Consider the following 24056-nt stretch of genomic DNA (forward strand, 5'->3'; position numbering starts at 1 on the left):
CTTTACTCCTTTTTCTCGGACGGGTTAGTCGACATCAATTTATATAGCTTAGTGTTTCGGGGAAAAGAATTTGTGAAAGGCACGATGTTGCCCGCGCAGCGAATCAGCCCGCAGCCTGCGGGGACGTTGGTGACGTAGCCAAGCTGGTTGTCGGAGATGTTCAGCAACTTTGCCAGTTCAACGCGGTCGGTGGCGCTCTGGTTCAGCATCACCAGAAACTCCGAGTTAGCCAGCATCAGGCGGGCGGTGTCGGAGCGCAGCAACTCGTCCACATTCTGCGTCAGCCCGGTCACAAGTCCGTTGTACTTGCGAATGCGCTTCCACAGCTTGTAGAGAAAGTTCGCGCTATACTCATAACGGAAAAGCAAGTAAATTTCGTCCATGAAAATCCACGTTCTTTTTCCGATTTTCCAGTTACGGATGACACGGTTATAAATGGCATCCAGCGTCACCAGCATCCCCAGCGGCATAAGCTGTTCACCCAGTTCGCGGATGTCGTAGGCGATGATCCGCGCCTGCGTGTCCACATTGGTGTGCCGGGCAAAGGTGTTCAGCGTGCCGGTAATGAACAACTCGGACGACAGCGCCAGCCCCTGCGCTTCGGGTTCGGGCTGCATCTGGAGCAGACGGTAAAAGTCCTGCAGCGTAGGCGGTGTGCCTTTATAGCCGTTGCGAATGTAGGGCAGGTACACCTGCTCGGTGCAGCGGCCGAGGATGGACTTTTCTTTCGCCGTCACCATGCCGTCACCGATCAGCTGCTCAAACAGTGACAGCACAAACTCGGATTTAGACACGATCGGGTTTCGCTCGTCACCGTAGGCACGGTCCATGTCCAGCGCATTGATGTGGGTGTCAGACGTGGCCGAAATGCGGATGACTTCACCGCCAAGGGCTTCGGTCAGATAGCCGAACTCCGACTCCGGGTCGAGGATGAGAATATCATCCTCGGTGGAAAGCGCGATCTGCACGATTTCTTCCTTGGCGCTCATGCTTTTGCCGGAACCGGACACGCCCAAACGAAAACTGTTGCCGTTCAGCAGCAAGCGGCGATCTGCCACGATCATGTTCTTGCTGACGGCGTTCTGCCCATAGTACAGACCGTTCGGCTGCATGATTTCCTGTGCACGGAACGGAATCAGCACGGCGGTGCTTTCGGTGGTAAGCGTGCGCAGGGCTTGGATTTTCCGCAGTCCATAGGGCAGCACCGTGTCCAGCCCATCCTTCTGCTGCCAGCGCAGCGTGGAAAGCTGGCACAGGTGCTTACGCGCCGTGGAGTAGAGCGTTTCGGTGTCGCTGTCGAGCTGCTCTTTGCTGTCAGCCAGATGCACCAGCGTCACTAGCCCGAACATCATTCGTTGGTCGCGGGTGGTCAGGTCGTCCAGCATTTCCTTGGTTTCCTTGCGCTGCAATTCCATATCGTAAGGAATGGTCGCGGTAAAATTGTTGTTGGCGTTCTGGCGGCGCTGCCAGTTGGCGACATTCGTTTCCACGCCCAGCAGTGTACTTTGCAGCTGGCGGGCGGCCTCATCCGTAGGCACCGGCAGGATGTCAATGGACAGCATCAAATCGCGGTCAAGGTCGCAGAGTTCCGACACAAAGCTGTCCTTGATGTAGCTGGCATAGTCCTGCAAATACAGCACCCTGCCATACCGCGCATCGACCTTAAAATGGTCGGCGGCAAACTCCATGCTGTCGGGGCAGAACCAATCTTTGAAATGCTGCCCGCACTTGGCGTGTTCGTGGATGTTGAACTCTGCCGCAGCCTGCTCTCCGGCCTTGAAAAAGTCGCGGAAAATGTGCAGGCGCTCGGTCAGCGTCAACTCCTGCGCCACCGAGGAAAGCTGCGCAAGGTGCGTCACCAGATCCGTGCCGATACGGGCAAAGTAGCTGCGGGCTTCGTCAGCGTTGCGCTTTACCACGCTTACGGTCAGATAACGCTCCCGCACAATGCTGTTGCTGGTGCCGGTAACCTGTGCGGTCAGCATCTGGTTGAATTCGTGGCGGTATTCGTCCAGACCATCATCCTTGTTGGGCAGCAGGACGCTGCGCTCGAACTCGGCCTTGTTGATACGGCGGTTGTAAATCGTGATTTTTGCCGATGCGCCGGAATCGAGAGCGTTCAGCAGTTCCGAGTAATCAAGGAACATGGCGGTCTTGTCCTCTTTGCCGGCGATGGCGTAGTTGATGTCGGTAAACGACCATGTTTTGGAATACTGGTTGCCGACTTGGAAAATCCCATCCGCAAAGATACGGCGGATGGGGATGGCGTCCTGTACACTGCGCGGAATGCGGAACTTTTCGCGTTCCATCTTCTGCGCTTTCGACAGGGTTTTAATCAAGCAGTTTCCTCGCTGTCATGGGTGTTTTTCTTCATAGGCAAACCTCTCTTTCGCTTTATGCCCGCACGGATGGCGGGCTGCATGGCTTCGTAATAGTAGCTGTCGGATTTGAACACAAGGCGCTTCGGGCAGAGGATTTCAGACTTGAACCACGCCCACAGCACCTGTTCGGCGGTCATACCGTGGTATGTAAAGAACCCGCAGGCGGCAAACGGCGCAGCACCTAAAATGCACATCCAACCGATTTCCTCGGTGCCGACATACGGCTGCAAGGCAAAGTAGATGCCTACTGCCACGCCGACCGCCAGCACCGAGCAAATAAACTGCCGGGTGTTCAGCCCGAAAAAGATATTTTCGTGGTAGTCGCGGACTTCTTTCGGTATTTTGATTTCCATAGATTGCCCCCTTATAACCCCATAATTTCTTTCACGATGCGGTCACAGCCCTTAATGGCTCCGACCAGCACCAGCAGGTTAAAAGCCAACTCCCCAACGTAAGTCCATACCGCCGTGACAACGGATGCGCCGGTATCCACGGCGGGCGGGCTGGACGAGATGGCGGAGAAAATGATGCAGGACAGTGCAATCACCACGCCCTGCAAACAGACCCCTGCATAGCTGCGGATGAAGTTTTTGCCCACGCTGCTGGTGGGTTCACCCGCAAATGTGGACAGCGGTATCGGCGCAATGGCGGCGTACATCCACAGGCTGAACATTCTGCCGTAGACCGTGAGGATCATGGTAAAGGATAAAACCGTAATCAGCAGCCCGCCGATCAGCGTAACCGCCCACAGCGGGATGCTATCCCAAAAGCCCACATTGTTGATGGCGTCGATCAACTCCTGCGGCAGCGACACGCTGCTCATGCCAGAGCTGCCCGATTGGGTAATAATGGTGGACACCATGCCCTGCACAATGGAGAAAACCGCCAGCATTAACTCCAACCCATAGGTCACCGCACCCTTTGCCAGCGCAAAACGGATGAACAGCTTGAGCGCGTGTTCCGGCTTTTTGACTTCCACAAAGCTGCCGCAGGTTTTCATGACGCCCACAGCAAAAAACAGCACGAGCAGCCCATAGCCAATCGCCTGCAAGGCGCTGTGGATGCCGGTCATTACGCCCCAGACCTGCCCGCCCTTGAATGTCTGCGGGCTTTCGGTCAGCAGTGACCAAATCTCCGCCAGCTTGTCGTTCCATGTGGAGAGTGCGGCGTTTAAGTTGCTGACAATCCAAGACTCACCCACAGGGCATCACCACCTTTCCTCTTGGCGCAATCCTCACGCGGTGATGAGGTCGAGGATTTCTTTGGCGAACGTAATCACCAGCCCACCGGCCAGCGTCAGGAAACCTTGGCTGCGCTGGCTGGGGTCGTGGCTCTGCAACGACAGGCCGACCTGCACGATGCCCCACCCCAGCAGGATAAGGCCCACCGCGCGGATCAGCGAAAAGATGAATGTGGAGAGATTTTCGACCACGACCAGCGGGTCATCTGCGGCAAAGGCGGGCAGGGCAAAAACAATGCCGCACACCATGACGGCGTACAGCATGAACAGGCTGCGAGAAATTTTTACGGATTTTTTGTTGTTATTCAGCTTCATTTGGGCCTCCTAATTCTTTGTATGGTTGGCTTCATTTCTGCGGCTTCGGCGGGCAGAAAATCGTCCATATCCAGCAGTTCGTAATTTTCGGGTGCACCGGGCAGATCGTCCCGCGCGTTGTCGGCGGCGGTGTAGTCGTAAGGGGCTGCGCCGCCGTCCTCGGTGCAGCGGATGTTGGGATGCTTGAGCAGATTGTATTTGTAGTCCACCACCGGACGCTCCCCTCGGATGAACAAGATACACTTGCTGTTGTCCAGCAGCCGCACCTCGTCCGGGGTCATAAGGTCGCGCCCGGATTGCTGGTGGTTGATGCTGTAACTGCCGCTGCGCCCTTTGCTTTGGTTATAGCTGGTCGTGGAGATGGTTTCTTTCCCCAGCAGTTCCGAAACATACTTGTGGGTTTCTTTCTCCGTGCCGCCGAGGTAGAGAAACTCGTCACATAAGCCCACCAGCGACTCCCAATCATCCTTGTACATAGCCTTTAACTGTGCCATGTTCTGCACGATGATGGAGCAGAAAATAGCGCGGGATCGCATGGTGGCCAGTGCCGACAAAAAGGTGTCTTTCGGCAGAGAAATGTTCGCGTACTCGTCCATAAGGCAATGCACCGGCACAGGCAAGCGTCCTTTGTGTACACGATCCGCTTGGCGGTACAGCGTTTGGATAAGCTGCGTGTAAATCATGCCGACCAGATAATTGAGCGACTTATCTGAGTCCGGTATGCAGCAGAACAGCGCGATTTTGCGCTCGCCCAACTCCTGCAGGTGCAGTTCATCCGTTATAGTCAGCTTGGCGATGGACGGCAGATTGAATGCGGCCAAGCGTACACCCACACTGACGAGGATAGATTTCGCGGTCTTGCCAGCCGCTTGTTTGAAAATGCGGTACTGCTTACAAGCGATGCTGTCGGGTTCGCGCATTTCCAATCGCTCGAACAAGATGTCCAGCGGGGATTGGTAGTTGTCATCATCCTCGTGGACTTCAGCAGCGGCGATCATTTCCATCACCATCGAGAAGTTTTGTTCTTCGGGCGGGGCCTCGTGCAGCAGGTACAACATAAGGGCTTGCAGCAGCGCCGTTTCGGACTTTTCCCAGAAGGGGTCGCTGCTTTTTGAATGTGATGGCGTGGTATTTTGAATCAGATTTTCAATCAAGGTCAGCACTTCACGGTCATCATGTACATACACAAACGGGTTATAACAGAACGATGCAGCGGGATTTATAAGGTCAAAAACGATAACCTCATACCCTTTTTGCTTCAGTAGATTACCGGTCTTACGCAAAATTTCGGCTTTTGGGTCCGTAATGACCATTGAGCAGGCACATTCCAGCACATTCGGCACACCATAGGTGCGGGTCTTGCCTGCGCCGGAGCCGCCGACGATGAGGATATTGGTGTTGTGCTTGTGCTTATAGCCGTCGATTCCAATGTGGAAATGCTGCGTCAGCAGCAGGTTCGGTCCTCGCTTGTCCATGTAGAACTTGTTCAAGCGGAACACATCGCCCCAAGCCGCCGAGCCATGCTCCGCACCGGGGCGGGTGTTCTTCTGGTCGGTAACTGCCACGATAACCACCACCGCGTAAATCACCGTAAACACCAGCAAAAAGCGCGGGCTGTCTTGACTCCACGCCAACGCAAACGGCTCTGCCAGTGCGCTGTTCAGCGCATCCAGCAGAGCCGTTATCTTCATACCCGGCTGCCAACGGCAAGCCACCGCCAGTGCCGTCCACCACACAAGTGGCAGGGGCAGCAGCCAGACCCACCAAGGGTTCTTTCTTCCCGGCGTGGTAGGCTACCTTTCTTCGCCGCGATAGGGCGGGCGTTTTGTACGCTCGGCATCCCATGCCTGACGTTTTCTCCACAACTTCGGCAAAACTACGGAAAAGTCCTGCGGCATACGTTCCGCCTTGATTTGCGGCAGATTTGCAAACAAATCGCTTTGCAGCGTTTTCCATGCAACCTTATCCGGCATATTTTGAGTATAGAATTCGTTGTAGCTGTACGCCAGCCCACTGGTATCTATGTAGTGCTTGACTTCCGTTCGCAGCATTTGTCGTTCCCATTCGCTTTCCGGCGCACGGTGGGGTGCAAGCTGTTCCTGCATAATTGCCTGATGTAAATCGGCAGACGATTTCAGCAGAGCCGGATACTTTCGGAATAACTTGGCGGCAATTCCTTCATTTTCAAAATAGGTGTGCAGCTTCTGCCCTGCATAAGCATACCACGCCACATTCCCGCATCCCATCCACTCAGTATCTCGGAACGGAATGTTGAGTGCCGCGAGGTTATCGGGGTCAATCAGCGCCTGCCGATAAGCATCGTACCCCTGCATAATCAGCCAGTTACGAAAATCCGTGAATCGGTCATCCGAACTGCCGTCATTGATGATGCAGGCTGCTGCGACCATTCTGGGAAAGTTGGCTTTATTGCGATAGCTTTGCCATGCGCAATCAAAGCCGAGCAGTTCATCCTGCGGCAAGTTGATAAGTTCCGTGTAAAGGAACTGTTTCACGGACGCTTCATCCTGCATATCCGCTTGGGCGCGGACTCGGTCAATGATCGACCAGAATTTTTCCCATGTCATAGCCAGATTCACCAGATAAACAGCGGCGTGTGGGCGTGCAGCAGTCGGGTCAGCGCGTCATCCACGGCATCGGTGTACCCGCCCTCAGCCAAGCGCTGGGTGCGCAGTTGGTTGAGGGCTGCTTTTGCCAGCCGATACTCTGCCGCTGACATCGTCAGCTTACCTCCTGCGGGCAAATCGTTCACCCGCAGGATTAGCCGCCCCGTTTCTTCGGCGCTGCCGCCGCGGGCGCGTTGACCGTAGTAGACATCACCCAGCGCCCGGAGTAGGATGCTTTTGTTGGCACGGTCAAGTTTAACTTTACGTTCTGTCATTGTTTTTCACCATCCTTTGCTCACAGCATATCATAGAACCGCCGCAATAGCTATCCGTCATTTGAAAACAAACGGAAAACAATCAGCCGCGTTCCTGCCGGCGGGAAGGCTTCTTTGCAGGCGGCACGGCAACAGCGTATTCTGCGGCGGGCAGTTCGCGGGTCTGTACAGCCAGCGTGCGACTCAGACTGCGCAGCAGCCCACCACCAACGGTGTTCACATCCGACAGAAAACCTCGCTGCTGTTCTTTGCCCAGATTGCGGTACAAGGCAACCACGCGGTCAAAGTTGAAAGCGGTGGTGTCAAGCCCATACCGATGCGCGACCATGTAGGCGGCACAGTAACTTGGCGCAGCGTAGGCTTGGCGGTTGTAGGTGTAATCCTTGTGAAAATCTGCCTGTGCGCACTCCCGAACGATGGCGCACAGCGTCGTGCCTGCATCCATGCCGTTGCGAACATAAATCGTGCGGTTCTTGGGAACATACTGCGCTTGGATGCCGTCCGGCAGACTATCCGAGATTTGGATCGGCACCGGGCTGCTCTCGATGGCCGCGGCGACCAGTTCATCCACTTGGTATTCGGCGGGCGGTGGCACAGGCCTGCCGCGCGTCTGGGTGATGTCGAACACCTTGCCGATATTATACCCGGAAGCCTTTCGGCCGTTATTCTCGTACACCTGCCCCACAATGGCCGTGTAACCTTCCTCGCCGGTACGGATATGCCTTCCGGCATCCTTCCATTGCTGGAATGTGCGGGCATCCGTGATGTCGGCGTTCTGGCCGGACAGCAGAAGCTGGTTCGGCAGCGAGTTTCTGCTTTGCGACATAAAGTCGAGAAATCCCTGCAAGGCCGGGGCATCTGCCAGTACCTCACCCATGCGGGCATCCACCTGCGCCCAAACCGCTTCACGCTCGGTTTTCTTCATGGCAGCGTATTCTTCCTTAGAATACTGCGGTTCTGACGGCGCGGCGTTGTTGAGATATTTATTCAAGTCCATTTACAGTGTTTTCTCCTTTCTCTTGATTTTTACGGGCATCCTCGGCATTCGGTCTTTGGGCGGCTCAACCTTGCGGCGCAGGTAGGCGGTGATGTCGCTTAATTCCATGCGCACGCTGGGGCGCTCACCCTTGGCCCGAAGCTGATCGGCGCGCGGCGACAGCGAGTTTGCAAAAGATTTGCTGCTGTCGGAGAAAGGCTCGGACGGACTGGCGTTCTCCGAGCCCTGCGGAAAACCCATGTTGAACTGTTCCTCGTCTGCGCCAACCTCAAAATCTACCGCACCGTCCTCGGTCTGGACGCGCTCGGTTTCCAGAGCGGTTTCACCACGCTCCTGCTGCACAGTGTCGATAAGTTCTGCCGTGCCGGTGTCCACAATAGCCAGTTGCAGCTTATCGATGATGCGGTTGGCTTTGGAGGCATCATCCTGTAAAATGGCGATCTCAATGTGGTCGGGGTCCATCTTGTCACGGATGGGGCAAAACAGCAGACCATGCGCCTTGGCGGCGCGGGCAAAATCGTGCATACGGTTTTTGTCTACCGTGAAAAATTTCAGCGGTTTCTGTTCTTTCAAAAGGCGGATAAGATGGGTTTTGCCGTGGGTCTTTTTGCTGTCGTGCAGCACTGCCTGTGCGAAAATAAAGAAGTTTTTCGCAGCGGTGCCGGAGATGCGCAGGGCAAACTCTGCACCCTCCAGCGAGTAGCGGACGACCTGGTCTGCGGGTTCAGAGCCGTAATTCATCTGGCATCACCGGCCTTTTCTTTGGGCGAGGGCAAGCGGCTGAACGAGTCCACGCCGGGGATGAGGGCAAGACTGCGCCCGCAGTCCCAATTCATGTGGATTTGTCCGGCATCATCGATGAAATCAACGGTTCCCATAGAGCCGGGAGGCACGGCCATCTCATCTTCCATGCAGCTGAGTTGCAGCCGCGTACCGGGCGGGTACTTGCGGCGCAGGTATTCGATGTGGTCTTTGTTGGGGTATATCATAGGCATCCTTCCTTTCAAGATTATAGTGTCAAATCAATGTTAGGGCGGCGGTCACGCTCGTGTTCCTGTTCGCGCTGTTGCTGTTCAGCGCGGTCACAGCGGGCTTCGGTGAGGTGCTGCTGCACCTCTAGGGAGTGTTCCGCGATTTTGCGGCAGAGCCGTTCTTCTTGGCGAAGCTGCTTTAGGGCGGTGTTGACCGATTCACATTGCGATTGTACATCATCGGTTTTGGGCAGTTGCTTACGCTTTGTCAGCAACTGCCTAATTTCTGTTTGCATGGCTTGTCGGTGAGTTTCCAGCTGTGCCAGCGTGTCAATGTTGTGCTTGGATAAGAATTCCATCTGCCGGATTCTCTGATCCAGCTTATAGGCATCCTGCCGCACGACATAGCTGGGGCGGCGCGGCTTGCGAGGGATCGCACCCAATTCGTATAGATAGCGATAATACAACGCCCGCAGCCCGGTCAGCTTGCGATGGGGCTTCTTCCCGCTGTGCAGACGGCCATGTTGAACGGAAGGAGCTTTTTCCACATACGGGCGATAGTTTTGTGGATACAGGATGCGCGTCTGGATGGCTTCTGGCGTGTACCGCTTGCCCAGCGTTTTGAAGCGAACAAAGCGCTCCTTTCCGGGCGGACGCAAAACGGGATACTTGCGCCCCATGCGGACTTCATACCCTTTGCGTTCCATTGCACTAAGAAATTGCCGCCATGTAAGGCTTTGTTGAATTGCTTCGTCCACATCCTGCCGGATGGCAGTGCGCCATGTGGGTTGGTTGTTTTCCTCAGCCCTCCACTTTTCATATTGCCGCTTTCCACGCAGCGCTTCCGGTGTTTCGATGATGGAAAGCCCATACTTTTGGCAGAGTGCATCCGAAAGTGCGCGTACTTCGGTATAGTAACTTTTACTGTTGCTGTGGTACTTCTTTCCATCCTCCAAGCTGACGGCGCTCCATACAATGTGGTTGTGGTAATGCTTAGTGTTCAAATGCGTTGTCACAATTGCTTGGTATTTCCCAAGCAATAGCTGTTCCGCAAATTCGACACCGATCTGGTGCGCAAGTTCCGGAGTTACCTCCCCTTCCGCAAAACTCTGGACAAGATGGTATCCCTGCACACCGGTTTCTTTGTGCCAGCGAAGCGTATTCAATCGCATATCTTCAAAGGCGCTGGTGGTTGTGCAGCCCAGTCCTGTTTCAAAACAGGCTGATTCGGTTTTATCCCGGTTTGCCGCATAGTCCACAGCTTCTTCCAGTGATTTCGGTGTCGTTTTTGCTTTGTTTTGTACATAGTCCACTGTGCGGTCAAGGCGGCGCACAGGGATCACGGATGTGTAAGCCATTTTTCATAGTGACTCCTTTACCAGTTTTCTTTTACTTCCCGCCAAACTTCTTGGGTTAGCCGGGTCATTTCATCCACACTCCCCTGCCCTGCTGTTCCGGTACTGTTGGCACGGTGGGCAAGCTGATTTGCATTGTTGCACAGCCCTGCCACCTTGCGGAGCAGATCGGCGTGGTGCGTGCAGGGGCGCGGATGGATTGCTTTGCCTGCAATGAGCGTGCGCAGGTATTCCTCTCGGTTCAGACTGCTGGCCGCAACCTGCCGATTCAAGAATGATAATTCATTCTCATCGACATGGAATGAGACAACAAATCTGCGTTTACGCACGGCAGGGGTTTGGGGCATCCCCAAAATGTGCGTCTGGTCGACCAGACGCTATGCTAGCCAAACACGACAACCCGCAGCACGGTTCACGACACAAGGTCGTCACCCTCCGCGACAGCTTTCTTCAAACCATCCAAGGTCGTGACAATGCGGTTATATTTCTGCGCCAAACCGATCTGCGCGTTGGTGGTAGCATCCTGATTGCGGCTGCAGACCACCAGCATCGGGCAGCGTAGCAGCTTATCCCGCACAATGGCGGTGTATTCGCTACGTTCCAAGGCATCTTCCAGCACCAGATACTGGCTGTCCTGCAATTTGGGGCATACAGGCAGGTAGCCCAGCAGGTACACCTCGCGGCAATAGTTGCGCAGGTGTTTGGATGTCGCGCCCTCGCTGGCGCAGATAAAAGCCCAAGGTCGTTTCATTTTCGTGGTTCCTTTCTGAATTTCGGGAGTGAATCAGTTTTGATTCACTTTTCGGTATTTCTTGCAAAATAGTGAATCAGTTCTGATTCACTTCGGATTCAAGGGCAGTTTTCAGCCGTTCAGTGCTACGCTGGAAGTAGGCGTCCGACATTTCAATGCCGACAGACTCATAGCCTTCCTGCACAGCAGCCAGCACGGTGGTGCCTGCCCCGGCAAAGGGGTCAAGGATGCGCCCACCCGGTTCGCAGATCTGCACCACATCCCGCATAAGCTGCAAGGGCTTTTCGGTGATATGGATGCGGTTCTGGGGATTCGGGTAACGGAACACGCCCGGCAGACACCCAACATTTCTCTCAAGCGGCATTTTGCCGTTGGACCCCCACACAATGTACTCGGACTGCTGGCGGAAGCGTCCTTTCTGCGGGCGGCTGGCGACCTTATCCCACACCGCCACACCGCGCCAGGTCCAGCCTGCCCACTGCAAAGCCAGCGTCATGGCGGGCAGCTGCCGCCAATCGATGAACAGACAGACAGGCGCATCGGGCTTTGCAATGCGGCGGGCATCCTGTAGCCATGCCGCCGTCCAGAACATCCAACTCAGCTGATCCATCTGGTCAGAGTCAAAGTCGGGCAGCGCCTTTTCCTTGCTCATGCTGCTGTACTTTTCGCTGGTGCTGCGGTTCTTGGTGGTCTGGCTGCTGCCGCCGCTGGCATAGGGCGGGTCGGTGATGATGGCATCGAAGCTGTTCGGTTCAAACTGGCGGAGAATCTGCAGGGAATCCCCGTGCAAAATTGACCAGCGGTCACCGCCGCAGTGTTCGGGCATCTGGAAATCAGGGTCGAGAATGTTGAGCGTTTCGGGAGTGTTCTTCAAAGGCATCTTCCTTTCGTTTTATCGTTCAAAATCATGGGTACAGGGTTCTTTCGGGGGCGGTGTCCGGCTGGCTGTCTGCACAGAAACACGGTCATCTTCGAGTACAAAGCAGTCCTGCGTCCTGTTGTCGAGCTTGGTGCCGGGCAGGACAACGGCATTGCCGCGGCAAACAACATTGCCGGAGATTTCGCCATATACACGGGCGCTGCCGTCAATGATCGGTGCGCATAAGGTTTGCTCATCCTGCCGAATCACGGCATACCCGCAGACACAGCTTTTCCCCGTGAGCAATCCACCGCAAATAGCCGCATCATCTTGTGCGATAGCATGGCCGGTCATCATGGCATTATTGCCGACATAAGCGCAGCCCCTTGCAACGGCGTGATCTGTAAGGACTGCATCGCCGCAGACTACTGCATTTTCACAGGCGATGGCATCCTCCGAAATCCATGCACGCCCCTCTTGGTCGAGGTTATCGTAGCTTTCCACATAGCCGCCGAGCATCCCAGCAAGGACATCCTCGGTCAAGTCCGTCAGCGCGCGGATACGGTGCAGCTTCGGGTTGTCGGGATGGGCAATGTCGGTGATCTCGTATTTCTTCATCTGGCATCACCCCGGTCATGCTTGGGCGTGGGGCTGGGCGGCAGTTCGGTTTCCACATACTCGGAAACGATGCTGAGTGCTTTCTGGTAGCTGTCGCAGGACATAACGCGGTCACGCATTTCTTTGGCCTTGTCGGCCTGTCCATAGTCGGTCAGCAGTCTGGAGGCGCGGCCCATAATGGCGAAAATGTTGCCGTCCTGCCCAATCAGCTGCATTTTGGGCTTCTTCGGGCGGTTCAACAGTTTTTTGAACTCGGTCATATCCGGCACATCGCGTTTCAGTTCAAAATCGTGATTCTGCCAGAAATGGACATACAGCTTGCCATCCCCAACATCGATTTCCCGCTGCTCAAAGCCCTCGCCCCAGCCGTCGCTGTACTGACCGGAAATGTAGTCGCAGAGAGCCGCCTGCTCACCCTCGTTCAAGGGTTCCCGCAATTCCACGTTCATGCACCCGCACAGTTTGTTGCCGCAAATTTCCACAGACGGCACTGCACTTACCACTTTGCGGCGGACGAAATCGTCCTCGTGGTAATACTGCATCAGGTCGCCGTTGAAATCTGCAATGTCCTTTTTCACAGCCTCATTAACAGCGTCGGCATATTGCAGCAGGTCATGACCGTTCAGCGGGCAACCCTCGTACTCGTTGTAAGATTCGTCCTCCCAATCAGGTTCATTCGGGAAAAATTCCGCAGTCAGCGGAGAATAAAATTTCATCAGCAAATTGCATCACCTCGGTTTCTGCCGTACAGATCATGGTTGATCTGCGCGGCGTAGTAGTTTTCCATCGTCAGCGGCGCATTGTAGAGCGCCGCCAGTAAGTATTGCTTGATGTTTCGGATGCGGGGCGGATTGTCCTTGAGGCAATCCAGAACATACTGGATATGTTCCGCGCCCAATTTTAGGAATCGAGATTTTACTACTTCGGCAGGCATTTCCTCTCCCGAAATGCGGATAGCAGCCCGCCTGGAACAAACCACATCCAGCATCAACTCCACCAGTTCATCCAATCGCATCGTATCCATCGGGTTATTCTGCGCCAAAATCGGATACTCGATATTTTTCAGCAGCAGGGCGCGGTACTCTGTCCGCTGGCCCGCCGCGCGGATAGGATTCGATACGTTATTTGTTTCTTCTTTATTTATTTCTTTAGTATTTAATTGTGCAGGATTTTCCTGTACAGGTTTTTCCCGTTTAGGCTCTGCCTGTTTTGGTTGGGCACAGCTAGGCTCGTCCTGTTCCGGGGGCTGCGGCTGCTCTAAAACCGTGTACTCCATACCGCGCATCTGACCGTTCTTGTCGCGGATGCGGCGGCGGATAATATACCCCGCCGCTTCTAACTCGCGCACGGTGGCACACACGCTGTCCACGCCCTCTTTGCAGATGGATGCCAACCCTCGCGTGGTATAATCCCAATCTTCGGGCAGAGACAGCATCAAAGATAAAAGCCCCTTCGCCTTGAGCGAAAGAGCCTTGTTGCGCAGATGATGGTTGGACATAATGGTATAATTTTGCGTCTTTTGTACACGGAACACAGCCATAACGATTTACCTCCTGTTTATGCCCTATAAGTGGGCGAACGATTTCTAACTTTCATGTTGATTTCTCTCTATCGGCAAACTGCGCGGTGGGCGGAAGTTCTTGCCATCAGGTTGTTTTTTGCCATATCAGCGTAATCTCCATTCTCGATGTCAGGCGGAAGGTCGCACACTTGATACTTTTCTCGGTAAAGGTTCCGGATGTTGACACTTGCCATGCGCCCTTTGGCATCGTTGTCCAGCCGCAGTTCTATCGTGGTAATTTCCGGGTGCTGCCGCAGGAATTCCTGTAACGCCAAAGGCTCCTTGCCGGAGGATGAAACCCCGCCCAGTGACAGGCGGTACTTGTCCGCAGCATCCCCGCAGAGCGTCATCTCTGCCATGGCATCTATGGCGGCTTCAAACACGGCCACGGTAGTGCTGGGCTGCATCGGCGGGATGCAGAAACCGTACTGTTTCTGACTGCCGGGAGCCTCCCTCTTGAACGGTTTCCCATAGTCATAAATACCGCGCAACGCCGCATATTTCGGCACGCCCTGTGGGTTTTTTCCCAAGAAAACACAGTTGTGATATTCTGCACTTTCGTGCAGAATTTTTCTCGCAATACAGTAGCGAATCGTGGGCAGTGAGATGCCGCGCCCCAGCAAATACCGCGTCACACGGTCATTATTCGGTGCAGGGTTCGGCAGACGAAACGGTGGGCGCTCGCGCTCCACCGCTTCATGCTGCACAGGGATGTACATCGGGCTTTCCTCACATAACAGCTGCACCGCCTCTACAAACGGTACACCTTCCACATAAATCAAATATTTCAGCGCCGACTTGCCGCCGATGTCGCGGCTTTTCCAGTGCCACACACTGGATTCGCCGTTTATCTTGAAGCTGTCGTGTTCTGCAAGCTGGTACTCGCCCCGTGCGCTGCTTTTCACCAGCGAACCGGGACGGTACCGCCGCAGGAACTCGATAGCCGTCATCCGGTTGGCGGCATGGATTTGTTCTTTACTGACGCGCGGCAATTACACAATGTAAGCGGCGAGGTCGCTCATATGTTCAATATTTTCCCACGGAAAATCCTCGCGCCCGAAGTGACCGCCCGCCGCCGTGCGGCTGTACATGGGGTTCAGCAGGTTCAACTGCTTGATGATGCCCGCAGGGGTCAGGTCATACGCCTTGCGCACAGCGGCCGACAGGCAATCATCCTCGCAGATGCCGGTGCCGAAGGTATTCACATCCACCATGACAGGGTCTTTTTCCCCAATGGCATACGCCAGCGTGACCTGACAGCGGTCTGCAAGATGGGCGGCGACCATGTTTTTGGCAATAAACCGCGCCATGTACGCGGCGCTGCGGTCTACCTTGGTGGCATCCTTGCCGCTGAACGCACCGCCGCCGTGGGGCGCAAATGTGCCGTAACTGTCCACCATGAGCTTGCGCCCGGTCAAGCCGGTATCGGCATCCGGGCCGCCCTGCACAAACTTACCGCTGGGGTTCAGGATGATTTCCGCGTCGTCGGCGGGCATACCGTCAAAGGCCAGCGGGAACACATATTCGTCCAGCAGATCCGCCAGCTTATTGATGTCGGTGTCCTCCTTGTGCTGGACAGAAACAACCACCGTGGTGATGCGCACAGGCGTGTCGCCGTTGTATTCCATCGTGACCTGCACCTTGCCATCCGGACCGATGTCGGGGATAACGCCGGTCATGCGGGAGATTTCCAACAGCGTTACAAGGCGCTGGGCGGCAACCACAGGCATCGGCAGGTATTCGGGTGTTTCGTTACAGGCGTAGCCGACCATAACGCCCTGATCGCCCGCACCGAGGGTGTCCTCGTCCTCTCCCTCAGCCAATTCCGGCTCGACAGCGCCCGCAATGTCGGGACTCTGGTCGTGGATGTAGCAGTCGATTTGGTACGCCTTCGGGTCATAGCCGACATCCCGCAGGGTGTCGCGGACGATGTTGAACACATCCGGCTTAGCGCTGGTCGTGATTTCGCCCGCCACAATAATGTGACCGTGTGTTGCCATGACCTCACAGGCCACACGGCTGGCGGGATCATGCTGCAGACAGGCGTCCAGCACGCTGTCGGCAATGAGGTCGCACAGCTTGTCGGGATGGCCGCGCATGACGGATTCTGCGGTGTAAAAGCGGGGATGCTCGTTTTCTTTCATGGTTTCGGTGTTTTCAAAAATGTCGTTCATTAGTTTTTCTCCTTGCTTGTTGGATGATTTCGGACATAGAAAAAAGCCCGCAGGCGGGCTGCGGGCTAGGATGGTGATGTTCATATCAGCGCTCCGGGGATTCTTTTGTATTCGGCGGCGGGGTCATAACACGGGAGTATTCTTCCGGCGTGGTGTGTTCCACGCACAGGGTCTTGCCCAGCAGGAAAAACAGCTGCGGATCGTGGTACAGTTCCTCGTAGCGCTTCATCTGCTGCGGGGTAAGGTCAGTAAAATCGTTGCTGGTCAGCCCGCAGACGAAAAATGTGCCGTGGATAATGTCATAGTCGCCCAGCATACGATTCAGCGGCAGGTTTTCTGCAATGCCGTTGTCATTACAAACGTTATGTGGTGCACCACATAACGTCTGTAATGAGTAGTTCCTACAAATGAGTAGTAATTGAGCAAAATGCCCAGAATCCCGGGCGTTTAAGCATAATTTACTACACATAATCAGAAAGTTTTCTTTCCAAATTGTGTTAACCATTGCAATAAATCTTCATCCTCCTCCCAAGGCATTGTGGTATTGGGTGTGTAATTCGGCACTTTCTCCTCAAATACTTTTCGCTTCATCTCTGCATCGATGCGAGCGTAAACCTCTGTTGTAGAGATGTCTGCATGCCCAAGAAAATCTCGAATATATATCATGTTAACACCAGCTCGCAGCAAGTGCATGGCTTTGGTGTGGCGTAATACATGAGGAGATATATTCTGTGGTTCAAGTACCGGAGATGCCTTTGCCGCATACTTCTTCAGAATATAGGTGACTCCATAGCGAGATAAAGCCTGCTTTTTTGCATTATAAAATAGCGGAATCATCTGAGACTGAGAATCGGAATGAAAGCTGCGGATATATCTGTCCAACAGTTTGCAGGTATCCTTCATCAGGGGAACCTGACGAACTTTTCGTCCTTTTCCAGTTAGAATAACCATTGGGGGGTGTGTTAGACGGACATCTTTCAGCCTAAGATCCACCAATTCCTGTACCCGTGCGCCAGAGTCATACAGTAGTGCAAGAAGTGTCAAATCTCGGAGCCCTTGTCGGGTAGATGCATCTGGTTGGGACAGAAGAAGTGACAGATCATCCTCCGTCAAAAACGGTATCAATGCCTTTTCGTACTTTTTGGGTCGCAGATTAATAATGTCAACGCAGTTTTCTATGTTTTCCGGAAACTTGTACTGTACAAAATGAGCAAAGGCCTTTATGGCGGCAAGTCGCTGGTTTCTTGTTGTAACCGCAATATGGCGGGATGTTTCTAACCAATCCAGAAATTCAGAAACAAGTTCCATATTCAGATAGCGCAATTCTATATAATTTGCGGAGATGCCTTTCTTTTCTTGAAAAAATAGAAGGAGTTGCTTGAAAGTATCTCTGTATGAATTGGTGGTATTGGGACTCACCCCGCATGTAGTAGGCAGATAGATTGAGAAATACTCGGTCAGTGCTTTGGTAAAGTCAGTTTTCCTCATCCGTCTCACCTCCAACCGGAATAATGCCGACAAATGCTCTGTCAAGTTTTTGGGAAAGTTCCGGGAACGAAGCAACCGTCAGGTGAATATACCAACAGGTTTCACGGTAACTCTTATGTCCCAAATACGCGGCAAGGCGAGGAACGATTACCATGGGATCATACCCATCAGAAAGTTGTTTTTCCAGTGTATGAACTGCGAATGTATGCCGAAAATCATGCACACGAGGGCCATTGCCGGTGTGAGGAATATTGCATGCGAATAGCAGCTCGCGAAAATTATCATAGATTGTTTTAATAGAATAATGGCCACAAGCAGATGGAAAGAACCATTCTCTTTCATCTGGTAACTGAGCAGAGTAGCTTCGGAGATACTCTATTACGCTATTGTGGACAGGGACAAGTCTATCCTTACCTCCTTTCCCGTTGTGTACAGTAATAATGCCTGTATCCAAATCGACATCCTTCACTCTTAGCCGGAGCACCTCACCTATACGAAAACCACAGCAATATAAAAGCCGGATAACAGCAGGTATGACCAGATGCCTTGTTGGCGCATTATTCCTGACCGGCAGATTATCTGCTGCATATAATAATCGCCGTATTTCTTCAACAGTAAATATATGCGGGGTAAAAGTCGAACTGTTCTTTAGTTTGCTGGTATCCGGGACATAGGAGATTCCGTCCTGCGTGTATGCAAATTTTGCAAAAGCGCGTATCGCATTATGTCTGACTATTTTCGAACGGTTTGAAAGATATGGCTTTAATAAATCCCATGCGTCAATAAGCTCTTTTGTCACCACGGGGGCATCCGAGAGTTCCTTTGAAAGGCAGTCCAGTTCCTGCATATAATAGCCGCAATGCACGGAGGTATATCCCTCATTTTGTCGAGATTCCAGATATTTCCATATTATTGGCGCAAGCTGGCTTGTGAAAGTAAATTGTTTCATAGTAATCCCTCCAAACTCAGCGAACATAACCGCATATGTTCAATATCGACCCGCAAGTAGGTTTCTGTTACACTGATGTTACTGTGACCGAGGATTTGGGACACATCCTGCACCGGAGTGCCTTTTCTCAGCATATTTGTGGCAAACGAATGGCGGATAGTGTGTACGCCTGTGTGCCTCTTTGTTGGGATAGCAATCCCTGCTCTGCGTAAATACTTATGAAATTCCGGATTGAAATTGTTATGCTCACCCAATGGCTGAAACGGTGCGTTATGGCTCAGAAAGATAAAAGCCGAGGAGGACTGTGGGCGGCCATCTTGCAAATAGGAAATAATCGCCATACCTAGCTCTTTGCTGAGTGGCAGACTCAAGGCGTTCCCTGTCTTCTGCTGAGAAAGTGAAATGCAGTTTTCCTTCCAGTTAATATTTGAAAATTTGAGTCCCAAAACGTCGCTTATCCTTAACCCTGTTCTTGCAAGAAGCAGAAAAATCGCGTAATTCCGCCTTCCAACTGGATTGGCAGTATCGATGACTGCAAGAATCTTGTCGATTTCTTCAGGACTCCATACCTGTGGAATCTGGGGTGCAGTGCGTTTGAAGTTTGGGAGTTGAAGGGAATAATCCAAATCCGTATATTTGTGGTCATAAAGCCAGTGCAGGTAAGCACCAACTTGTCGGCATCTTGCTCTACGAACATTCATGCATATTTCTGAAGCATTGCTCATAGCCGTGGAAAAACAGTTGATAGTCTCCGCATTTATGCTTTTGATGTTCTGTGTGTTTGATGAATGAACAGCAAGCAAGAAAAGCCTCAATGCTGCTATTGTGTTGTCCATCCACGATCTCGAAAAATTCTGCATTTTGCAATAACTCAAGTAGTCGGAAAAAAACTTATCGAAACAATCGTCATCAATAGAAGCAACGCCATAAACTTTACGGCGGCACACTGTTCCCGTGCGAAAAATCTCGTCCAATGCATTCATGTGACGCCGTGCATGGCGCATTCGACCGTCAAGAGTCTGATCTATAGCGTGGACATCGACTCCGAAGTATTGAAGCAAAAACTGCTCTGCAGTTTCACGGCTATAAGCGGGAGAGGCTGAATACGAAAGAAATCTGTTCCATGTAGCTCTATAAAACCCAAGAGTACTTTTCTTGTAACCCTGACCGAGTAGCCATTGCTCGGTCTTTTCCATCAATTCCTTGATTGGTATTGTTGCTTCAGACATTATAAAACCTCCTGATGTTATTTGCAGAGCATTGTGTCTCTACATTATGTAGAGTATCACAAAAAGCTACCGGCTAAAATACAAATGAAATCAGGAGGTACGAAAGGAGATGTCAATTATGCTACACATAACATATAACTACGCATTACAGACGATACAGGCGCTATCCCGCCAAGGGTACACGGCCTCGATGGTGCCGCCGACAACTGCCTGCTCGGCTTCAAGGGTGTGTTCAATGTCGGCTTCGCGGGGGTATTTTCCGGGTTCAACGATCAGAACTTTCATCGGCATCCTCCTCATCAGAAGTTTCTTTCAGCGCATTTTTCTGCCTAACGGTCAGCAGCACGATACCTGTCGCAGACGCAAGAGACACGACCACAATAGCCAGCAGTGGGAAACCATCTCCCGTCCGCGGGAGGGTCTGCACCTTATGCGGCGTAATAACCGGCGTAGGCGCAGGTGTAGGTGCCGGGGTTGCAGCGGGCGTCGGCTGCGGTGTGGGAGCCGGAGTCGGTGTGGGCGTGTCCTCACGGGGTGTAGCTTCGTCAATCATCTGAATCAGGCGTTTGTCGGCGCGCACCCATTCGGCATCGGCATTTTTGCGGACGAACAGACAAACACTTTCGTCTGCCTTCTGTACTTTGAACTGTACTGATTCGGCAATTTCAAAGCCAGCCGGGGCGGCATCTTCGGTCAGGGTGTAGATGTACTCCTTGGTTTCGCCTGACAGCTTGATAAATTCATCCGAGATGGGAACACGGTGAGTTTTGTAGTCTGTCACCCAAGTGTCAATAACTTCGCCGCCAGCATCACGGATCGTCAGCGTAGCACCCGGCAGCAGATTACCCGCAATGTCCGTTTTGTCGATATCCAACACAGGCGCATCCTGCATGATGATTGTGGCATTGTCGAGTTTTGCCCAATCATCGTCGGATTTTACATATACCTCATTGACCTGCTCTGTACCTTCCTGCACCAGCTTGAACACGATGCTTTCGGCTTCGGCATAGCCGTCCGGGGCACGTTTCTCCGTCAGGGTGTACTCTTTTTCAAGTTCCAGACCTCGCACGGTGTGCGGCACTTTGCCGGAGGTCCAGCCCTCGACCAGACTGCCGTCTGCATCGCGGATTTCCAGCTTTGCACCGGGCAGTTCCTTGCCGTTGGTGATGTCCCGCTTAGAGATATCCACGGTGGTACGGAGATTTGTGTTTGTTCCGTCCACGACCTGCCACGCGATTTGTTGTCCCTCATAGGTGAACTCTACATCCACAGGGGTGCTGTCCAGCAGGTAACCCGCAGGGGCGGTGATTTCCACAATGCGGTATCTGCCGCTGTTCTCGCGGCTGGTGCTTCGCGGACCTGCAGGGTCAATGTAATATTCGCCGCGAATCGGCACGTCCACATCAAACCAAGTAAAGCCTCTGGCGTTGGTTGTGCTACTGGTGGCCAGCTTTGTACCGGCTTCAAGCAGCTTTGTACCGTCCGCGGAATAAATGTCATCCACGGTGTAGAGTTCATACACCGCACCGGGCAGATAGGTCAGCGCCTCTCGGTCCTGCTTGTAAATGCCTACACCGATTTTGCTGACCTTATCGCCGGGCTTTTCGGGAACAGGCAGCACACGGGCATTTTCAAACACAAGCGTCTGCCCATTCTTGTGGGCATTCGAGGCGTCCTTGACATTCACAATGCTGTACGAACATTCCTTGTCGCCGTCCTGCTCGTGGCTGACAATAGTTTTTGCCAGCACAATGTCATTTTTCTGGTTGTCCCAGCCGAATTCCACAGTGTAGCTCTGCTGGGTCAGCACAAAACCATACGGCGCTTGAACCTCGGTAATGGTGTACTTACCCAGCGGCAGGGTCACGGTAACTTCGCCTTTGGTGCCATCATGGGAAACTTTCAAGAAATCATAGGTTGCCTGCGTGCGGGTGGGGCTGAATTTCACCTCGTCCACCTGACCCTCCGCGCCGGTAGTAACGGTTGCAACGAGGTCACCGTCTTTGTACCAGTAGGTGCCTTGGCGGTCTGGTGTGGCAATGTCGGCTGCAGCGTGAATTTCGTACACTGCGCCCGCAAGGTCGTCCTGCGTGTAGATGAACTGACCATCTTGGTAGTCGGTCAGCACATTGCCCTGTTTTCGGATGGTAAGCTGACCGAGCGTTTCGTGGTTGCAGTATTTCTCCGTGACGATGTACTCATCCATGTCGTTGGTGGCATTGCCCACAACCTGCCAGACGCGGTCGGACTTGATTTCAAATTCTACCGAGTAGGCAGGATCGTTATAGTACCCTTCCGGGCCTTGCAGTTCCTCAATCAGGTATCTGCCCAACGGCAGTTTTTCGGGTGTTTTCATAAGACCGTCTGCATCGGTGTAGAACACATCCGTTTTCTTGGTGGCGCTGCCGTTGGCTGGGTCGATCATGGAAATGCGGGTCTTATTACCCTTGTCATCCAATTTGTACAAGGCAAAAGAGGTGTTGGCGATTTTGACCGCCTTGCCGGTTTCTGTATCGGTCTTGATAAGCTGCAAATAGCCTTCCAGTTCCTCGTCCAGCACGTTAAAAGTCATATAATTGTTGCTGGCGGTGGTGACGCTGCCCGCAGGAATCGTGAATCGGCTCTGCGGGCTGTTGGCATCCACTGTCACGATGAACGGGTCGCACTGGAACACATCCTTGGGGATGGTGGTTTCGACGACAAGGTACTGCCCATACGGCAAGCCTTCAACGCGGAAAACGCCCTCATCATTGGTGAACATTTCTCCCAGCCTATACTCGGCGGGCTGATCCGTGGGCATCCAGCCGTTGCCCCTGCCGTTGGCGTAGTCGCCGTCTGCGGTCAAGGTCGTGTTATAGGCGTTGACCGTGTCGGTGTTGCCCTCGAACATATTGGCGATGGCTTGTCCCTCGGCGGTGAAATCGTATTTTAGTGTGGCGTTATCGTAATTGTCCTTGCGGTAGGCAGATAGGATGCTGGCGGCATCGTAGCTGCCGTCCGGGTTCTGCTTGAACTGCGCCGCCTTGCTCAGTTTAGAGATGCGATAAACGGTAAAGCCCGCACCCTCCAGCTTCAGTGCCGGGGAGGGCTGGCCTGTGGTCGATACCAGTTTGTTCAGAGAAAAACCGGATTTCAGCACTTCGTCTTGGCTTTCTTGCTCGGTGTGGATGTGGTAGGTCGATTCATCCGCATAGGACAGGGTTTTGTAATGATTGACCTCATCACAAAGATAACCCTTGGCGTAGGACAAGTAATACCCATCCCATGCCTTGCTACCGTTCAGCTTGCGGCTCTCGGCTACGGCGGAATACTGATTTTTATAGATGTAGTCGGCGTATTCGTTGTTTTTTCGCGCTAAATCGCTGTACTTGCCGGTGCGTTCCAGCTTCTTGTTTAGCTGTGGATACTTCCCGGTAACATACAGCTTGCCGTTTCCGTCGATGGGCAGCACCAGCCCGGTGGCACGCTCGACCAGATAGTAGCGGCCCATGTACAGATTTGCAAAAGCCAGCTTTCCGTCTGTGATTTTGGCAGACGCTACCAGCCGGTCTTTCTGCAAAATGGGCAGGTAATCGGTATCCCAGCCGCCGTTGGTGAGGACAGTGGTGTGCCAGATAGGTTGTCCGTTGGCATCGGTGATTTTCGAATAATCTACGACACCCGAAACGCCGTCCGGGTGTTCAATGGTGTCAGCGGCGTACAGATCGTACACAGCACCCTCCAGCGTAGTATCTCCGTTGCTGCCCGCAGCCAGATACCGCGCGGCGTCCAAGTCCACTTTTGTCAGCAGAATATTGCCGAGAACACGGTCGTTCTGCATCTTGTCGGCATTGGCGTGCATGGTGTAGGAATTTTCGTTGTTGGCGATTCCGGTGGGATCTGTGGCGTAGGTCTTATCTGCATTGCGGATGCCAAAGGTGATAGTAACGATGCCCTCACCGGTGTCGATGAGGGTACCGCCGCTGTTGGCCGTAGTAATGTCAGCGTTATAATCGGCGCTGCCCAGCCAAATCGTCTGACCATCAAACGCTTTCGTAATTTCAAAGGCATACGCCCGCTTGCCGAGAACAGAGCCTGCCGCGCCGGGAGTGTTCACATCCGTCCAATCACCGTAGTACCCGCTGGGTGCGCGGCTCTCCACGATGACGAACTTGCCCTCGTTGCGCTGGGTGTAATAGATATTGTCAGAACCATTTGTCTTTGAAAATGATGCCAATTGTAAAAGTATCCGCTTCCGCGCGAATTCCTACAACATTAGATCTTAGCCAA

General features: G+C 53.3%; 25 protein-coding genes. All 25 read right to left on the reverse strand.

Going from position 1 to position 24056, the window contains the following annotated elements; all coding sequences use genetic code 11:
- Positions 1-2 precede the first annotated feature (2 nt).
- Positions 3-2339, reverse strand: coding sequence for a VirB4-like conjugal transfer ATPase, CD1110 family (locus C4885_RS03960; protein WP_371681621.1), 2337 nt, complete (start codon positions 2337-2339; stop codon positions 3-5).
- Positions 2336-2734: a PrgI family protein gene (locus tag C4885_RS03965; RefSeq protein WP_113999110.1), complete on the reverse strand. Its 399-nt coding sequence runs from the start codon at positions 2732-2734 to the stop codon at positions 2336-2338. Before C4885_RS03965 ends, C4885_RS03960 begins: the two co-directional genes overlap by 4 nt.
- Positions 2735-2745: 11 nt before the next feature.
- Positions 2746-3582, reverse strand: coding sequence for a hypothetical protein (locus C4885_RS03970; protein WP_113999111.1), 837 nt, complete (start codon positions 3580-3582; stop codon positions 2746-2748).
- Positions 3583-3615: 33 nt separating this feature from the next.
- Positions 3616-3885 carry a glutamyl-tRNA amidotransferase gene (locus tag C4885_RS03975; RefSeq protein WP_244141055.1) on the reverse strand — a complete coding sequence of 90 codons (270 nt, stop codon included), beginning with the start codon at positions 3883-3885 and terminating at the stop codon, positions 3616-3618.
- A 47-nt stretch (positions 3886-3932) separates the two neighbouring features.
- The gene (locus tag C4885_RS03980) at positions 3933-5627 is read right to left on the reverse strand and encodes a VirD4-like conjugal transfer protein, CD1115 family (RefSeq protein ID WP_113999112.1); all 1695 of its coding nucleotides are present in this window, start codon (positions 5625-5627) and stop codon (positions 3933-3935) included.
- A 102-nt stretch (positions 5628-5729) separates the two neighbouring features.
- Positions 5730-6521, reverse strand: a complete 792-nt coding sequence (locus C4885_RS03985; RefSeq protein WP_113999113.1) for a DUF4240 domain-containing protein — start codon at positions 6519-6521, stop codon at positions 5730-5732.
- A gap of 8 nt (positions 6522-6529) precedes the next feature.
- On the reverse strand, positions 6530-6835 hold the full coding sequence (locus C4885_RS03990) for a hypothetical protein (RefSeq protein ID WP_113999114.1): 306 nt from the start codon (positions 6833-6835) through the stop codon (positions 6530-6532).
- Positions 6836-6917: 82 nt separating this feature from the next.
- Complete coding sequence (locus C4885_RS03995; RefSeq protein WP_113999115.1) at positions 6918-7832, reverse strand: ArdC family protein; 915 nt, start codon at positions 7830-7832, stop codon at positions 6918-6920.
- Positions 7833-8573 (reverse strand): PcfB family protein, encoded by a 741-nt coding sequence (locus C4885_RS04000; RefSeq protein WP_113999116.1) that lies wholly within the window; start codon positions 8571-8573, stop codon positions 7833-7835. It abuts the gene before it with no gap.
- Entirely contained in the window at positions 8570-8821 is a 252-nt protein-coding gene (locus C4885_RS04005; protein WP_113999117.1) for a DUF4314 domain-containing protein, read from the reverse strand. The genes C4885_RS04000 and C4885_RS04005 overlap by 4 nt, the downstream gene beginning before the upstream one ends.
- A 20-nt stretch (positions 8822-8841) precedes the next feature.
- Positions 8842-10161: a relaxase/mobilization nuclease domain-containing protein gene (locus tag C4885_RS04010; protein ID WP_113999118.1), complete on the reverse strand. Its 1320-nt coding sequence runs from the start codon at positions 10159-10161 to the stop codon at positions 8842-8844.
- Between the two features lie 17 nt (positions 10162-10178).
- Positions 10179-10505 (reverse strand): plasmid mobilization relaxosome protein MobC, encoded by a 327-nt coding sequence (mobC, locus tag C4885_RS04015; protein ID WP_208493770.1) that lies wholly within the window; start codon positions 10503-10505, stop codon positions 10179-10181.
- A 65-nt stretch (positions 10506-10570) separates the two neighbouring features.
- Positions 10571-10909 carry a hypothetical protein gene (locus tag C4885_RS04020; protein ID WP_113999119.1) on the reverse strand — a complete coding sequence of 113 codons (339 nt, stop codon included), beginning with the start codon at positions 10907-10909 and terminating at the stop codon, positions 10571-10573.
- Between the two features lie 76 nt (positions 10910-10985).
- Positions 10986-11789 (reverse strand): site-specific DNA-methyltransferase, encoded by an 804-nt coding sequence (locus tag C4885_RS04025; protein WP_113999120.1) that lies wholly within the window; start codon positions 11787-11789, stop codon positions 10986-10988.
- A gap of 12 nt (positions 11790-11801) precedes the next feature.
- A complete protein-coding gene (locus tag C4885_RS04030) occupies positions 11802-12386 on the reverse strand; it encodes a hypothetical protein (RefSeq protein ID WP_113999121.1) in 585 nt (194 codons plus the stop codon).
- The gene (locus tag C4885_RS04035; protein WP_242979475.1) at positions 12383-13102 is read right to left on the reverse strand and encodes a hypothetical protein; all 720 of its coding nucleotides are present in this window, start codon (positions 13100-13102) and stop codon (positions 12383-12385) included. Before C4885_RS04035 ends, C4885_RS04030 begins: the two co-directional genes overlap by 4 nt.
- On the reverse strand, positions 13102-13926 hold the full coding sequence (locus C4885_RS04040; RefSeq protein WP_113999122.1) for a DUF6017 domain-containing protein: 825 nt from the start codon (positions 13924-13926) through the stop codon (positions 13102-13104). The genes C4885_RS04035 and C4885_RS04040 overlap by 1 nt, the downstream gene beginning before the upstream one ends.
- A gap of 68 nt (positions 13927-13994) precedes the next feature.
- Entirely contained in the window at positions 13995-14897 is a 903-nt protein-coding gene (locus tag C4885_RS04045; protein ID WP_371681622.1) for a DUF3991 domain-containing protein, read from the reverse strand.
- A 42-nt stretch (positions 14898-14939) separates the two neighbouring features.
- Entirely contained in the window at positions 14940-16121 is a 1182-nt protein-coding gene (metK, locus tag C4885_RS04050) for a methionine adenosyltransferase (RefSeq protein WP_242979476.1), read from the reverse strand.
- A gap of 85 nt (positions 16122-16206) precedes the next feature.
- A complete protein-coding gene (locus C4885_RS17185; protein WP_113999124.1) occupies positions 16207-16626 on the reverse strand; it encodes a DUF3846 domain-containing protein in 420 nt (139 codons plus the stop codon).
- Positions 16593-17609: a tyrosine-type recombinase/integrase gene (locus C4885_RS04060; protein WP_113999125.1), complete on the reverse strand. Its 1017-nt coding sequence runs from the start codon at positions 17607-17609 to the stop codon at positions 16593-16595. The genes C4885_RS17185 and C4885_RS04060 overlap by 34 nt, the downstream gene beginning before the upstream one ends.
- Positions 17596-18558, reverse strand: a complete 963-nt coding sequence (locus tag C4885_RS04065; protein WP_158538801.1) for a tyrosine-type recombinase/integrase — start codon at positions 18556-18558, stop codon at positions 17596-17598. The genes C4885_RS04060 and C4885_RS04065 overlap by 14 nt, the downstream gene beginning before the upstream one ends.
- Positions 18555-19787 (reverse strand): site-specific integrase, encoded by a 1233-nt coding sequence (locus tag C4885_RS04070; protein WP_113999127.1) that lies wholly within the window; start codon positions 19785-19787, stop codon positions 18555-18557. The genes C4885_RS04065 and C4885_RS04070 overlap by 4 nt, the downstream gene beginning before the upstream one ends.
- Positions 19788-19925: 138 nt before the next feature.
- On the reverse strand, positions 19926-20072 hold the full coding sequence (locus C4885_RS04075; protein ID WP_242979478.1) for a DUF3846 domain-containing protein: 147 nt from the start codon (positions 20070-20072) through the stop codon (positions 19926-19928).
- Positions 20053-24003, reverse strand: a complete 3951-nt coding sequence (locus C4885_RS16400) for a SpaA isopeptide-forming pilin-related protein (RefSeq protein ID WP_113999129.1) — start codon at positions 24001-24003, stop codon at positions 20053-20055. Before C4885_RS16400 ends, C4885_RS04075 begins: the two co-directional genes overlap by 20 nt.
- Positions 24004-24056: the final 53 nt, after the last annotated feature.

Source organism: Subdoligranulum sp. APC924/74, assembly GCF_003324125.1.
GTDB classification, from domain to species: domain Bacteria; phylum Bacillota; class Clostridia; order Oscillospirales; family Ruminococcaceae; genus Gemmiger; species Gemmiger qucibialis.

What these genes read in the sequence shown, in the direction of transcription:
- mobC (WP_208493770.1), bottom strand. Translation starts at nt 10,505, where the DNA reads ATGCCCCAAACCCCTGCCGTGCGTAAACGCAGATTTGTTGTCTCATTC.
- C4885_RS04030 (WP_113999121.1), bottom strand. Translation starts at nt 12,386, where the DNA reads ATGAAGAAATACGAGATCACCGACATTGCCCATCCCGACAACCCGAAG.
- C4885_RS04065 (WP_158538801.1), bottom strand. Translation starts at nt 18,558, where the DNA reads ATGAAACAATTTACTTTCACAAGCCAGCTTGCGCCAATAATATGGAAA.
- C4885_RS17185 (WP_113999124.1), bottom strand. Translation starts at nt 16,626, where the DNA reads ATGGTTAACACAATTTGGAAAGAAAACTTTCTGATTATGTGTAGTAAA.
- C4885_RS04035 (WP_242979475.1), bottom strand. Translation starts at nt 13,102, where the DNA reads ATGAAATTTTATTCTCCGCTGACTGCGGAATTTTTCCCGAATGAACCT.
- C4885_RS03985 (WP_113999113.1), bottom strand. Translation starts at nt 6,521, where the DNA reads ATGACATGGGAAAAATTCTGGTCGATCATTGACCGAGTCCGCGCCCAA.
- C4885_RS03995 (WP_113999115.1), bottom strand. Translation starts at nt 7,832, where the DNA reads ATGGACTTGAATAAATATCTCAACAACGCCGCGCCGTCAGAACCGCAG.
- C4885_RS03965 (WP_113999110.1), bottom strand. Translation starts at nt 2,734, where the DNA reads ATGGAAATCAAAATACCGAAAGAAGTCCGCGACTACCACGAAAATATC.
- C4885_RS04040 (WP_113999122.1), bottom strand. Translation starts at nt 13,926, where the DNA reads ATGGCTGTGTTCCGTGTACAAAAGACGCAAAATTATACCATTATGTCC.
- C4885_RS04005 (WP_113999117.1), bottom strand. Translation starts at nt 8,821, where the DNA reads ATGATATACCCCAACAAAGACCACATCGAATACCTGCGCCGCAAGTAC.
- C4885_RS03975 (WP_244141055.1), bottom strand. Translation starts at nt 3,885, where the DNA reads ATGCTGTACGCCGTCATGGTGTGCGGCATTGTTTTTGCCCTGCCCGCC.
- C4885_RS04070 (WP_113999127.1), bottom strand. Translation starts at nt 19,787, where the DNA reads ATGTCTGAAGCAACAATACCAATCAAGGAATTGATGGAAAAGACCGAG.
- C4885_RS03980 (WP_113999112.1), bottom strand. Translation starts at nt 5,627, where the DNA reads ATGAAGATAACGGCTCTGCTGGATGCGCTGAACAGCGCACTGGCAGAG.
- C4885_RS04025 (WP_113999120.1), bottom strand. Translation starts at nt 11,789, where the DNA reads ATGCCTTTGAAGAACACTCCCGAAACGCTCAACATTCTCGACCCTGAT.
- metK (WP_242979476.1), bottom strand. Translation starts at nt 16,121, where the DNA reads ATGAACGACATTTTTGAAAACACCGAAACCATGAAAGAAAACGAGCAT.
- C4885_RS04020 (WP_113999119.1), bottom strand. Translation starts at nt 10,909, where the DNA reads ATGAAACGACCTTGGGCTTTTATCTGCGCCAGCGAGGGCGCGACATCC.
- C4885_RS04000 (WP_113999116.1), bottom strand. Translation starts at nt 8,573, where the DNA reads ATGAATTACGGCTCTGAACCCGCAGACCAGGTCGTCCGCTACTCGCTG.
- C4885_RS04075 (WP_242979478.1), bottom strand. Translation starts at nt 20,072, where the DNA reads ATGAAAGTTCTGATCGTTGAACCCGGAAAATACCCCCGCGAAGCCGAC.
- C4885_RS04010 (WP_113999118.1), bottom strand. Translation starts at nt 10,161, where the DNA reads ATGGCTTACACATCCGTGATCCCTGTGCGCCGCCTTGACCGCACAGTG.
- C4885_RS04060 (WP_113999125.1), bottom strand. Translation starts at nt 17,609, where the DNA reads ATGAGGAAAACTGACTTTACCAAAGCACTGACCGAGTATTTCTCAATC.
- C4885_RS03990 (WP_113999114.1), bottom strand. Translation starts at nt 6,835, where the DNA reads ATGACAGAACGTAAAGTTAAACTTGACCGTGCCAACAAAAGCATCCTA.
- C4885_RS04045 (WP_371681622.1), bottom strand. Translation starts at nt 14,897, where the DNA reads ATGACGGCTATCGAGTTCCTGCGGCGGTACCGTCCCGGTTCGCTGGTG.